Here is a 12,644-nt window from a genome sequence, read left to right as displayed (position 1 = left end):
AGGATCTTGGACCAAACCCTCACGACCGTGGTGGGCGGGTGACTACCAGCCGTGCTGCTTGTTGGCGTTGTCGGCGGTGGCTCGTGCGTCCGCGACGCTGTCGCTGTCACCGGTGTCGGGCCGGTAGGTGCGCGCCGACTGGTGGGTGGGGTCGTTGGCGTCGTCGTCCAGACCCACCTTGTCGGCCACCTTGCGCAGGAGACCGCTCAGGCCGCCGTGCCCCTCGGAGGCCCTGGTGGCACCGTCGCCGCTGCTCGTCCCGCCCGGCAGGTCGGAGTCGACCTCGGCCCCGGTGGCGACGAGCACCTCGGGGAAGTGGCAGGCGCTGCGGTGGCCGTCGTAGCCGTCCGGCCGGTCGACGAACTCCGGCACCTCGGTCGTGCAGCGCTCCTGGGCCTTCCAGCACCGGGTGTGGAAGCGGCAGCCCGCGGGCGGGTTGGCCGGGGACGGCACGTCACCCTGCAGGACGATCTGCTCGCGCTTGCCACGCAGCGTCGGGTCCGGCACGGGGACGGCCGACATCAGCGCCTGGGTGTACGGGTGCGTCGTCCGCTCGTAGATCTCGTCCTCCGTGCCCAGCTCGACCATCTTGCCGAGGTACATCACGCCGACCCGGTCGGAGATGTGCCGCACCACCGACAGGTCGTGAGCGATGAAGATGTAGGACAGGCCGAGCTCGTTCTGGAGCTTCTCCATCAGGTTGACGACCTGCGCCTGCACCGAGACGTCCAGCGCCGAGACCGGCTCGTCGCAGATCAGCACCTTGGGGTTGAGCGCGATGCCCCGGGCGATGCCGATGCGCTGACGCTGGCCACCGGAGAACTGGTGGGGATAGCGGTTGATGTGCTCGGGGTTGAGCCCCACGAGGTCCAGCAGGTCCTGGACCGCCTTGCGTCGACCCGACTTGGGCACGACGTCCGGGTGGATGTCGAAGGGCTCGCCCACGATGTCGCCGACCGTCTTGCGCGGGTTGAGCGAGGTGTAGGGGTCCTGGAAGACGATCTGGATGTCTCGGCGCAGCTTGCGCATGGCCGAGCCCTTCTGGGAGTACATGTCGACGCCGTCGAAGTCGAGCGTGCCCGACGTCGGCTCCTCCAGGCGCATGAGCAGGCGCCCCAGGGTCGACTTGCCGCAACCGGACTCGCCCACGATGCCCAGGGTCTCGCCCTTGAGCAGCTCGAACGAGACACCGTCCACGGCCTTGACGTGACCCGTCGTGGTGCGGAGGATTCCGCCCTTGATCGGGTAGTGCTTGACGAGGTCCTTGGCGACGAGGATCGGCTCAGCCATGGAGCACCTCCTGGGAGAAGTGGCACGCGGACAGGCGACCGGGAGCCACCTCGAGCAGCTCGGGACGGTCCTGCCGGCAGACGTCCTGGGCGTAGCGGCAGCGCGGGTTGAACGAGCAGCCCGGCGGGATCCGCAGCAGGTTGGGCGGCAGGCCACCGATCGCCGACAACGTCTCGCCCTTCTGGTCCAGGCGCGGGATGGAGTCCAGCAGCCCCTTGGTGTAGGGGTGGGCCGGCTTGCGGTAGAGCTCGTAGACGTCGGCCTGCTCCACGATGCGGCCGGCATACATCACCGCGATGCGGTCGGCGACGTCGGCCACGACACCGAGGTCGTGGGTGATCAGGATCAGGCCCATCTGGCGCTCCTGCTGGAGCTCGGCCAGCAGACCCATGATCTGCGCCTGCACCGTCACGTCGAGCGCCGTGGTCGGTTCGTCGGCGATGAGCACGGCCGGGTCGAGCGCGATGGCCATCGCGATCATGATGCGCTGGCGCATGCCACCGGAGAACTGGTGCGGGAAGGCCTTGACGCGGGACTTGGCCCCGGGGATGGCCACCCGCTCCATGAGGCGCACGGCCTGCTCGAGCGAGTCGGACTTGTTCATCCCGCGGTGCTGGCGGAACATCTCGGCGATCTGCCAGCCGACCGGAAAGACCGGGTTGAGCGAGCTCAGGGCGTCCTGGAAGATCATCGAGATCTCCGGGCCGCGCACGTGCCGCCGCTGGTCCTCCGGCATGGTCAGCAGCTCCTGACCGCAATAGCGGACCGAGCCCTGGGGGATCTTGGCCGGGGGCATGTCGAGGATGCCCATGATCGCCTGGGCGGTCACCGACTTGCCGGAGCCCGACTCGCCGAGGATCGCCAGCGTCTCCCCGGCGTCCAGGGTGAAGTTGACGCCGTTGATGGCCCGGGCGATGCCGTCGTCCGTGTGGAACTCGACGTGGAGGTCCTCCACGTCGAGGAGGCGGCCGTCGATCGGCTGGTAGGCCGAGCCGGCTTCCTGGGGTGCCCGCGCATGACGGGCCGTGTGGGTCGTAGACATGTGTGTGTCAGCCCCTCATCGAGACTTCGGGTCCAGCGCGTCGCGGACGGCGTCACCGAGGAGGATGAACGCGAGGACCGCGAGGCTCAGGAACAGGCTGGGGAAGAGCAGGATGTGCGGCGAGGTGCGCACCGTGTCGAGGGCGTCGGAGATCGCGACGCCCCACGAGATGGTCGGGGGCACGAGACCGATGCCGAGGAAGGACAGCGTCGCCTCGGTCGCGATGTAGGCGCCCAGGTTGATCGTCGCCACGACGATGACCGGCGCCACCGCGTTGGGCAGGACGTGGCCCAGGATGATCCGTCCCGGGCGGGCGCCGAGCGCCCGCGCCGCCTGGACGTACTCCAAGGACTTCACCTGCAGGACGGCGGAACGCATGAGTCGCGCGATGCCCGGCCAGCCGAACACGGTCATCACCAGCACCACCTTGCCGACGACGGCCCAGTAGCTCGTGTCGGCGTTGGACGGGAAGGAGGCCATGAACAGGATGCCCCCGAGCAACATGGGGATCGCGAAGAAGATGTCCGTCACGCGCATCAGCAGCGCGTCGAGCCAGCCGCCGAGGTAGCCGGCCATGATGCCGAGGGCGCCGCCGACGAGGGTCGTGCTCAGCGTGGTCAGCAGGCCGACGATGATCGAGGCCCGCGCGCCGTAGATCGTGCGGGAGTAGATGTCGCGGCCCTGCTTGTCCGTGCCGAACCAGTGGTCACCGCTCATGGCCTCGCGCACGTGGCGCAGCGAGCCGGACGTCGGGTCGATGCGGGTGAACAGCTGGGGCACGAGCGCCATCAGGAGGAAGACCACGATGAGCGCGGCGGAGATCCAGAAGAGGGGGTTCTTGCGCAGCTGGCGCCAGGCGTCCGACCACAGTGAACGCGCCTCGTCCGCTCCGGGGCCGGCCCCCTGGGAGGGGTCCGGGGCCACCTCTGCGGCGGCGACGGTGGCGGTGGTGGCGTCAGTCATGGCTGATCCTCGGGTCGAGCAGGCCGTAGAGCAGGTCGATGAGCAGGTTGACGATGAGGAAGACGAACACCAGCATCGTGACGGCCGAGACCACGGCGATGCCGTCCCGGTTGTGGATGCCGGTGAAGATGTAGCCGCCGACGCCGCGGATGTTGAAGATGCGCTCCGTGACGATGGCGCCACCGAGCAACGACCCGAAGTCGGCGCCGAGGAAGGTGACGACGGGGATCATCGAGTTGCGCATGGCGTGCAGACCGATGGCCCGCTGCCGGGTCAGACCCTTGGAGATGGCCGTGCGGACGTAGTCGGCGCGGAGGTTCTCGACCAGGTTGGTGCGCATCAGCCGGGCGACGTACGCGATCGACAGGGACCCGAGGACGAACCCCGGCAGCACCAGGTCGTACAGCGTCGGGTCGTTGGCGGCGGTCACCGGGAACCAGCGAAGCCGGACGCCGAGGAGGTACTGCAGCGTCGAGCCGATGACGAACGAGGGGATCGAGATCGCCACGAGGGTCGAGACCATGACGAGGTTGTCGATGAACTTGCCCTTGCGGATGCCGGCCAGCACGCCGGCGACCAGGCCGATCACGATCTCGAAGGCGATGGCGATCAGCGCGAGCTTGGCGGTGATGGCGTAGCGCGAGGAGAGGTCCTCGGCCACCGGCATCCCGTAGAAGTTGGTGCCGAGGTCGCCCTGGACGAGCTTGCCCATGTACTTGCCGTACTGGACGAGCAGCGGGTCGTTGAGGTTGTGCTCGGCGCGGAACTTCTCCACGTAGGCGGGGGAGCAGGGACGCTCACCGCACTTGCCCTCGGTCGGATCGCCCGGCAGGGCGAACACCATGGCGAAGATCAAGAACGTGGCACCGATGAGCACCGGGATCATCTGCAGGATCCGGCGAATGATGTATTTGGTCACGACACCTCCTCAGATGGTCGTGCCTGCGGCGGCTGGGCCGCAGACGTCTCGGAGTCGTGCTCCGAGCGTGAGCTGCGATGCCTCCGCCGGAGGGGGGATGGCATCCGGCAGACGGCTCACGTGGCGACGCTGCTCACGCGATGGCTGTGGTCAGACCCGTGGGGGGTCGGGATGGGGAGTGCGAGCGGCCTCAGCGTAGCGGCACCGGGGGTGATGTCCGACATCGCCCCCGCACAGGCGTGGGTGCCCGGCACGTGCCGGGCACCCACGACTCAGGTGTCACCTGTCGGACTGAGGCCCGTCAGCTCACTTGAGCTTGATGCCCACGTAGTCCGGCTTGCCGAACGCCGAGATCTTGACGTTGGTCACCTTGGGGGACCAACCGATGGTCGACTTCGGGTACCAGAGCGGGATCGACGGCATCTGCTCCTTGAGCATGCCCTCGGCCTCCTGGTAGAGCTCGTTCGCCTTGGCCGAGTCGGTCGCCGCGGCGGCCTCCTTGAGCTTGGCGTCGAAGGCCGCGTTGGAGTAGTCGCCGTCGTTGGAGGACGCGCCCGTCGCGAAGATCGGGGTGAGGAAGTTCTCGATCGACGGGTAGTCCATCTGCCAGCCCGTACGGAACATGCCCTTCATCTCGCGCTTCTTGACCTGCGTGCGGAAGGTCTTGAAGTCCACGACCGGGGTGGCGACGCAGTCGATGGCGAGCGCCTCCTTGATCGACTGGCACGTGGCCTCGGTCCAGTCCTTGTGCGACGCGTCGGCGTTGTAGGACAGGGTCAGCTTGCCCGTGAAGCCACCGGCCTCCTGCAGCTTGGCCTTGGCCTTGGCGGCGTCGTAGGTGCAGAACTCGCCGCAGGCGCCGGCCTTGTAGCCGTTGACGGTCGTGGCGACCCAGCCGGTGGCCGGGGTACGCGTGCCGTTGAACTGCGACTTGATGACGGCCTCGCGGTCGATGGCCATCGAGATCGCCTGGCGGACCTTGGGGTTCTGGACCGCCGGGTCTGCCTTGGCGGACGCGAAGGTGACGGTCGAGATGCCGCCGTACTCCTTCTGCGCGTTGCGGTCGGGCAGGTCGGTCTTGTACTTGTCGGCCGTGATCGCCGAGGACGGGACCTCGTCCGTGACGTCCAGGTTGCCGGCCATCACGTCGTTGTAGGCGGCCGAGGAGTCCTGGTAGATCTTGAAGGTGATCTGGTCCAGGGAGCCCTTGTTGGAGCCCGAGTAGCTCGGGTTCTTCTTCAGGACGATCGACTGGTTCTTGGTCCAGGACTCGACCACGTAGGGGCCGGCGCCGACCGGCTTGTCGCCGAAGGCCTTCGGGTCCTTGGTGAACGAGTCCGGCAGCGGCGCGAAGGCCGAGTAGCCGAGGCGCTCGGGCAGGTTGGACACCTTGTCGGTGGTCTTGATGGTGAAGGTGTGGTCGTCGACGACCTTCAGGCCGGACATGGTCTTGGCCTTGGGCTGCTGGCCCTCCTCGGCCTGCAGGTCCGCGAAGCCCTCGATCGGCTCCATGAAGTAGGACGCACCCTGGGCGTTGGTCGACAGGGCGGTGTAGTTCCACGCGTCGACGAAGTTCTTGGCCTTGACCTCGGTGCCGTCCGAGAACTTGTAGCCCTTCTTGAGCTTGATCGTGAAGGTCTGGTTGTCCTGGGTCTCGATGGACTCGGCGATGTCGTTCTCCGGCTTGGCCGTGTCGACGTTGTAGTGCACGAGGCGGGCGGTGACGGCGTCGATGACGTCGCCCCCGCAGGTCTCGGTGGTGGCGCCGGGGATCAGGGGGTTCTCCGGGTTGCAGCCGCGGACGGAGATGGACCCGCCCTCCTTGCTGGCGGAGTCGCCGCTGGCGGAGGAGCCGGAGCTGCCGGAACCGCCGCCACAGGCGGCCAGCAGCATTGCCGACGCCGAGATGGTGGCGGTGAGGGTGAGGCGAGTGGTGGCTCGCATAGGGATAGACCTCCTCGAACGGTCCGGTGATGGGACGGACCTTGGTGATCACCCTGACGGATGGCGGTCAGGGTGTGATCCCAGCCGAGCGAGTGCGCCTTTGCCCTCGTGTGAGCGGGGAACCGTGGGCCACACTCTAGGTCTGGCCACGGTCCGGTCCAGACCCCCGGGCGGCGTCGATACCGATTCGTGACCAGAGGGCCACCGCACGGAGCCCGTCAGCGCCGAGGGGGATCGGGACGTCTGAGACACTGAGCCGGTGGATGTCCCGGACCTGTTCGACGCCTCCGGCGGATCCGACGCCCCGCTGCCACCCCTCGCGGTCCGGATGCGTCCGCGATCCCTGGACGAGGTGCGCGGGCAGGGGGCGGCGCTGCGGCCCGGCAGCCCCCTGCGACGGTTGATCGAGGGGCACTCGGGCACCGTCGGTCCGCTGTCGGCGATCCTGTGGGGACCTCCCGGCACGGGCAAGACCACCCTCGCCCACCTGGTCGCCACCGCGGCCGGCCGCCGGTTCGTCGAGCTGTCGGCGATCACGGCAGGGGTCAAGGACGTGCGCCGGGTGATCGACGAGGCCGTGCGCGAGCGCGACCTCTACGGCCGCACCACCGTGCTCTTCCTCGACGAGATCCACCGGTTCACCAAGGCCCAGCAGGATGCCCTGCTGCCCGCGGTCGAGAACCGTCTGGTCGTGCTCGTGGCGGCGACGACGGAGAATCCGTCGTTCAGCATCATCGCGCCGCTGCTGTCCCGCTCGGTGCTCGTGACCCTCGGCTCGCTGACGGACGAGGACCTCGGCGAGGTGCTCGACCAGGCGGTGGTCGACGAGCGGGGCCTCGCCGGTGCCTTCGCCCTCGAGGCGGCGGCCCGGGAGCACGTCATACGGATCAGCGGGGGAGACGCGCGGCGGGCGCTGACCGCGCTGGAGGGCGCCGCCGGGGTGGCGCTCGGCGACGAACCTGCGGGCGCGGCCCACGACGAGCCCGTGTCGATCACCAGCGCCCACGTCGAGCAGGCGGTCGAGAAGGCCGTCGTGCGGTACGACAAGACCGGCGACCAGCACTACGACGTCGCGTCCGCCCTGATCAAGTCGATGCGGGGGTCCGACGTGGACGCCTCGCTGCACTACCTCGCGCGGATGCTGGAGGCGGGGGAGGACCCGCGGTTCATCGCGCGGCGGGTGGTCATCGCGGCCTCCGAGGACGTCGGTATGGCGGACCCCACCGCTCTTCAGACCGCCGTGGCCGCGATGCACGCCGTGGCCCAGATCGGCATGCCCGAGGCGCGCATCATCCTGGCCCAGGCCGTGGTCCACAACGCTCTCGCCCCCAAGTCCAACGCCGCCTACGCCGGCATCAACGAGGCCATCGCCGACGTGCGGGCCGGCCGCGGGGGTGCCGTGCCGGCGCACCTGCGCGGATCGGGCTACGCCGGCGCGTCGCGGCTGGGGCACGGCGACGGCTACGTCTACCCGCACGCGCTGGACGAGGGCGTCGCGGCCCAGCAGTACCTCCCGGACGACCTGGACCGGGCCGTCGACTACTACCGCCCCACGACGCGCGGATTCGAGGAGCGCCTGGCCTCCCGGTGGAGGTGGCTGCGGGCCGCGCTGCACGACCGGCGATGAGGCGGGCGGCTAGGGGTAGGCTGGCCGAAGACGCCACGACCCCTCGGAGGTGAGCGCCGTGGTCCCCGGCACCCGTCGCGCAGTGATCGCCGCAGTCGCAGCCACGCCTGCGACCACCGCGGCTGCGCGGATCGCCGCGGCGGGCCGAGCCCGAGCTATCTAGGGGCGGCTGCCCCCGCCCCGGCCTGCGTGCGTGCGCGCGCAGGTGGCCCCTCCCCGTCATACGACTGCTCCCCGCAGGCCCCGGCCGACGCCCGCGCCTGCCCCCACACGTGCAAGACCAAGACAAGGACACCGTCATGGAAACCGCCGAGATCCGTCGCCGCTGGCTCGCGTACTTCGAGGGCAAGGGACACACCGTCGTCCCCAGCGCCCCCCTGCTCTACGACGACCCCAACCTGCTCTTCGTCAACGCCGGCATGGTCCCCTTCAAGCCCTACTTCCTCGGCCAGGAGACCGCCCCCTACAAGCGCGCCACCAGTGTGCAGAAGTGCGTGCGCACCGGCGACATCGAGGAGGTCGGCAAGACCACGCGCCACGGCACCTTCTTCCAGATGAACGGCAACTTCTCCTTCGGGGACTACTTCAAGAAGAAGGCCATCAGGTACGCCTGGGAGTTCGTCACCGGGCGCCAGGAGGACGGTTTCCTCGGCTTCGACCCCGACAAGGTGTGGGTCACGGTCCTCGGCCCGGGCTACCACCCGGACTACCCCGAGGGCGACAAGGAGGCCTACGACCACTGGATCGCCGTCGGGGTCCCGGCCGAGCGCATCCAGGGCCGCAGCCTCAAGGACAACTACTGGCACATGGGCGTCGAGGGCCCCGGCGGCCCCTGCTCGGAGATCTACATCGACCGCGGCCCGGAGTACGGCGCGGACGGCGGCCCGGAGGCCGACGAGGACCGCTTCCTGGAGATCTGGAACCTCGTCTTCCAGACCGAGGAGATCACGGACGTCAAGGCCAAGGACGACTTCCGCGTCGTCGGCCCGCTGCCCGCCAAGAACATCGACACCGGCATGGGCCTGGAGCGCGTGGCCTTCCTGCTGCAGGGCGTCGACAACCTCTACGAGATCGACGAGGTCTACCCGGTCATCGAGCGGGCCGAGCAGATCTCGGGTCGGCGGTATGGCGCGAACGACGGCGACGACGTCCGCTTCCGCGTGGTCGCCGACCACGTCCGGTCGTCCTTGATGCTCATCGGCGACGGCGTCACGCCCGGCAACGAAGGGCGCGGCTACGTCCTGCGGCGGCTGCTGCGCCGCGCGGTGCGCTCGATGCGGCTGCTGGGTGTGACCACGCCCGCGCTGCCCGCGCTGCTGCCCGTGTCCATGGAGCAGATGAGCAGGTCCTACCCCGAGCTGAAGCGGGACTTCTCTCGGATCAGCCAGATCGCGTACGCCGAGGAGGAGGCCTTCCGCCGCACCCTCACCAGCGGCACCACCATCCTGGACTCCGCCGTCTCCCAGGCGAAGTCGTCGGGTGCGCGGGTGCTGGGCGGGGACAAGGCCTTCCAGCTGCACGACACCTACGGCTTCCCGATCGACCTGACCCTGGAGATGGCGGCCGAGCAGGGCCTGTCCGTCGACGAGGAGGGCTTCCGCCGCCTCATGGGCGAGCAGCGGGCGCGCGCCAAGGCCGACGCCCAGGCCAAGAAGCAGGGCCACGGCGACGCCAGCGCCTACCGCGAGCTGGCGGACGCCCTCGGCCACGCGGTCGAGTTCACGGGCTACGACGAGGTGCGCTCCGAGGCGCGCGTCTCCGGCCTGGTCGTCGACGGCGCGTCGACGCGGTCGGCGACCGCGGGGCAGGACGTCGAGATCGTCCTGGACCGCACCCCCTTCTACGCCGAGGGCGGCGGCCAGCTCGCCGACGGCGGTCGGATCGAGCTGGACAACGGCGCCGTCATCGAGGTCCGCGACGTCCAGAAGCCCATCACCGGGCTCATCGTCCACAAGGCGACGGTCGTGTCCGGCGAGGTCGTGCCCGGCCTGGCCGCCCACGCCCTCGTCGACCTGCAGCGCCGCCGCTCGATCAGCCGCGCCCACACCGCGACGCACATGGTGCACAAGGCGATCCGTGAGGCGCTCGGCGACACCGCCACGCAGGCCGGCTCCGAGAACGCCCCCGGCCGCTTCCGGTTCGACTTCAACGCCACCTCGGCGGTGCCCGTCTCGGTGCTGGGCGAGGTCGAGTCCAAGGTCAACACCATGCTGCTCGAGGACCTCGAGGTGCGTGCCGACGTCATGACCCAGGAGGAGGCGGTCGCCTCCGGCGCCATGGCGCTGTTCGGCGAGAAGTACGGCAACGAGGTGCGGGTCATCTCCGTCGGCGACTGGGCGCGTGAGCTCTGCGGTGGCACGCACGCCCAGCGCTCCGGCCAGCTCGGCGTCGTCAAGCTGCTCGGCGAGGCGTCCATCGGCTCCGGGGTGCGTCGCGTCGAGGCGCTCGTCGGGTCGGACGCTTACGACTTCCTCGCGCGCGAGGCGGCGATCGTCGGTCAGCTCACGGCCGACCTCAAGGTCCGCAGCGAGGAGCTGCCCGAGCGCATCTCCTCGATCCTCGGCAAGCTCAAGGACGCCGAGCGCGAGATCACCACCATGCGCCAGCAGCAGGCGCTCGCGGCCGCCGGCCGGCTCGCGAGCCAGGCCAAGGACGTGTATGGCGTGAGCTTCGTCGGTCACCACGCGGACGGGCTGGCGGCCGACGACGTGCGCGCCCTCGTGCTCGACCTGCGTGGCCGGCTCGGCACCGATCGTCCGGGCGTGGTGGCCGTCGCGACCGAGTCCAAGGGGCGGCCCGTCGTCGTCGTGGCCACCAACGAGCGGGCCCGCGAGTGGGGGATCAAGGCCGGTGACCTGGTGCGCGTCGCCGCGCAGACCCTCGGTGGCGGGGGCGGCGGCAAGGACGACCTCGCCCAGGGCGGAGGCCAGGACGCGACCAGGATCGGCGAGGCGCTCACCCAGGTCGAGTGGACCGTCGGGGCCCGCGCCACCCAGCGCTGACGCATGGCTGACGTGCCAGGGGCGCCGGCGGGACCGGACGGGACCGTCGCACCCGCGCGACAGGACGACCGGCAGGTCACCCTGCCCCGCGGCGTGCGCCTCGGCGTCGACGTCGGCACGGTCCGGGTGGGGGTGGCCCGCAGCGACCCGGACGGCCTGGTCGCGACGCCCGAGGCGACCGTGGCGCACGTGCCCGGGCGCCACACCGACGTGGCCGCCGTCGCGGCCCTCGCCGCCGAGGCCGGAGCGTCCGTCGTGTACGTCGGGCTGCCCCGCACCCTCGCCGGGGGCGAGGGCGAGTCGGCGCGTCGGGCGCGCGAGTTCGCCACCGGTCTCCTAGGCTCGACCCAGACCGCCGCCGGTGGCCCGGGCATCGAGGTACGCCTCGTCGACGAGCGACTGACCACGGTGGACGCCGCACGACAGCTCCGCGACAGCGGGCGCCGGGCCAGGGCCCAGCGCCAGGTCATCGACCAGGCCGCCGCGGTGTTGATCCTCCAGGTGGCCCTCGACCACGAGCGGTCGACCGGGAGGAGGGCCGGCGCAACTCCGGCGGAGGAGCCCGGACCCGTGGCGGACGCACGTCGTGCCGCCACCCCGATCCCTGACCGCCCCCGCAAGGCGCGGCACCGGGGACGGGGAGCCGACGCCCGGTCCGGGGCGACGGTCGAACCCGACGACAAGGACCCCAGCCCGTGACCGACCAGCACCTGAGCGACTCGATCTTCGGCGGTCGGGAGGGGGCCGTCACCGCTGGCGAGGGCCCCGGCGACGGGGCCGGCAGGACGCCAACGCGGCGCCCCCCGCATCGACGCAAGCGCGGGCCGGTGCTGATCCTGCTCGTCCTGGTGGCCCTGGCCGCGGCCGTCCTGGTCGCCGGTCTCGTGCTCAAGCCCGTCGTCGCGGGCTTCCTCGGCCCCGACGACTACGCCGCGAGCGACGCCACCGGCAAGAAGGTGCCCGTCACGATCGCCGCCGACGCCAACGGCAGGGCCATCGGCGAGACACTCGAGAAGGCCGGCGTGATCAAGTCCGCCGGCGCCTTCGTCGACGCGGCCCGGGAGGACTCCCGCGCCCAGTCCATCCAGCCGGGCAGCTACCTGATGGCCGAGCACCAGCCGGCCAAGGCGGCGATCGACTACCTGGCCAACCCCAGGAACCGCGTCGTCAAGCGGGTGACCGTCCCCGAGGGCATGCGCGCGAGCGAGGTCTACGCCGTGCTGTCCAAGGCCTCGGGCCTGCCCGTCGCGGACTACCAGAAGGCCGCCAAGGACACCGCGGCGCTCGCGTTGCCCTCGTCGGCCAAGGGCAACGTCGAGGGCTACCTGTTCCCGTCCTCCTACGAGTTCGGGCCCAAGAGCACCGCCGCCCAGCAGCTCGCCGCGATGGTCGCCAAGACCAAGGACGTCCTCGCCGGGCTGGGCGTCAGCGACGACAAGGCCGAGCGCGTCATCATCGTGGCCAGCATCGTCGAGTCCGAGTCGCGCCTGGACGCCGACCGCGGCAAGGTCGCCCGGGTGCTCGAGAACCGCCTGGCCGTGCCGATGCGCCTGCAGCTCGACTCGACCGTCGCCTACGCGACCGGCAAGCGCGTCATCACCACCACCGACGCGGAGCGTGCCCAGGTCAACGGCTACAACACCTACACCCGCGACGGGCTGCCGGTCGGGCCCATCGGCAACCCCGGCGAGGAGTCCATCAAGGCCGCCGTGAACCCCGCCCAGGGCCCCTGGCTGTTCTTCGTCACGGTCGACCCCGCCACCGGGGAGACCGTCTTCACCGAGAACAAGGCGGACCACGACAAGGCCGTCCTGCAGTTCCAGGCGTGGTGCCAGGCGCACAAGGGCCAGTGCTGAG

At 70.3% G+C, this 12,644-nt stretch carries 9 protein-coding genes; 4 read left to right on the top strand and 5 right to left on the bottom strand.

Annotated elements, in window-relative coordinates; translation table 11 throughout:
• Window positions 1–42: 42 nt before the first annotated feature.
• From GGG17_RS14655 to GGG17_RS14635, 5 genes are all read right to left on the bottom strand, one after another.
• On the bottom strand, window positions 43–1,290 hold the full coding sequence (locus tag GGG17_RS14655; RefSeq protein ID WP_230083049.1) for an ABC transporter ATP-binding protein: 1,248 nt from the start codon (window positions 1,288–1,290) through the stop codon (window positions 43–45).
• Window positions 1,283–2,332, bottom strand: coding sequence for an ABC transporter ATP-binding protein (locus tag GGG17_RS14650; RefSeq protein ID WP_154594436.1), 1,050 nt, complete (start codon window positions 2,330–2,332; stop codon window positions 1,283–1,285). Before GGG17_RS14650 ends, GGG17_RS14655 begins: the two co-directional genes overlap by 8 nt.
• Before the next feature lie 15 nt (window positions 2,333–2,347).
• Window positions 2,348–3,295 carry an ABC transporter permease gene (locus tag GGG17_RS14645; RefSeq protein ID WP_154594435.1) on the bottom strand — a complete coding sequence of 316 codons (948 nt, stop codon included), beginning with the start codon at window positions 3,293–3,295 and terminating at the stop codon, window positions 2,348–2,350.
• Window positions 3,288–4,214: an ABC transporter permease gene (locus GGG17_RS14640; RefSeq protein ID WP_288798108.1), complete on the bottom strand. Its 927-nt coding sequence runs from the start codon at window positions 4,212–4,214 to the stop codon at window positions 3,288–3,290. The genes GGG17_RS14645 and GGG17_RS14640 overlap by 8 nt, the downstream gene beginning before the upstream one ends.
• A 306-nt stretch (window positions 4,215–4,520) precedes the next feature.
• On the bottom strand, window positions 4,521–6,158 hold the full coding sequence (locus GGG17_RS14635; RefSeq protein WP_154594434.1) for a peptide ABC transporter substrate-binding protein: 1,638 nt from the start codon (window positions 6,156–6,158) through the stop codon (window positions 4,521–4,523).
• 328 nt (window positions 6,159–6,486) lie between these two features.
• Between GGG17_RS14635 and GGG17_RS14630 the strand changes: the two genes are divergently transcribed.
• From GGG17_RS14630 to mltG, 4 genes are all read left to right on the top strand, one after another.
• Window positions 6,487–7,785, top strand: a complete 1,299-nt coding sequence (locus tag GGG17_RS14630) for a replication-associated recombination protein A (protein WP_154594451.1) — start codon at window positions 6,487–6,489, stop codon at window positions 7,783–7,785.
• Window positions 7,786–8,084: 299 nt separating this feature from the next.
• Window positions 8,085–10,787, top strand: a complete 2,703-nt coding sequence (alaS, locus tag GGG17_RS14625) for an alanine--tRNA ligase (protein WP_154594433.1) — start codon at window positions 8,085–8,087, stop codon at window positions 10,785–10,787.
• A 3-nt stretch (window positions 10,788–10,790) separates the two neighbouring features.
• The gene (ruvX, locus tag GGG17_RS14620) at window positions 10,791–11,486 is read left to right on the top strand and encodes a Holliday junction resolvase RuvX (protein WP_154594432.1); all 696 of its coding nucleotides are present in this window, start codon (window positions 10,791–10,793) and stop codon (window positions 11,484–11,486) included.
• On the top strand, window positions 11,483–12,643 hold the full coding sequence (gene mltG / locus GGG17_RS14615) for an endolytic transglycosylase MltG (protein WP_154594431.1): 1,161 nt from the start codon (window positions 11,483–11,485) through the stop codon (window positions 12,641–12,643). Before ruvX ends, mltG begins: the two co-directional genes overlap by 4 nt.
• Window position 12,644: the final 1 nt, after the last annotated feature.

The organism is Arsenicicoccus cauae (genome assembly GCF_009707125.1).
Taxonomy (GTDB): domain Bacteria; phylum Actinomycetota; class Actinomycetes; order Actinomycetales; family Dermatophilaceae; genus Arsenicicoccus; species Arsenicicoccus cauae.
This window is presented reverse-complemented; position numbering and strand designations above follow the sequence as displayed.

Excerpts from the sequence above, each read along its gene's own strand:
- GGG17_RS14630 (WP_154594451.1), top strand. The coding sequence starts at position 6,487 with ATGCGTCCGCGATCCCTGGACGAGGTGCGCGGGCAGGGGGCGGCGCTG.
- GGG17_RS14650 (WP_154594436.1), bottom strand. The coding sequence starts at position 2,332 with ATGTCTACGACCCACACGGCCCGTCATGCGCGGGCACCCCAGGAAGCC.
- GGG17_RS14635 (WP_154594434.1), bottom strand. The coding sequence starts at position 6,158 with ATGCGAGCCACCACTCGCCTCACCCTCACCGCCACCATCTCGGCGTCG.
- alaS (WP_154594433.1), top strand. The coding sequence starts at position 8,085 with ATGGAAACCGCCGAGATCCGTCGCCGCTGGCTCGCGTACTTCGAGGGC.
- GGG17_RS14655 (WP_230083049.1), bottom strand. The coding sequence starts at position 1,290 with ATGGCTGAGCCGATCCTCGTCGCCAAGGACCTCGTCAAGCACTACCCG.
- ruvX (WP_154594432.1), top strand. The coding sequence starts at position 10,791 with ATGGCTGACGTGCCAGGGGCGCCGGCGGGACCGGACGGGACCGTCGCA.
- GGG17_RS14645 (WP_154594435.1), bottom strand. The coding sequence starts at position 3,295 with ATGACTGACGCCACCACCGCCACCGTCGCCGCCGCAGAGGTGGCCCCG.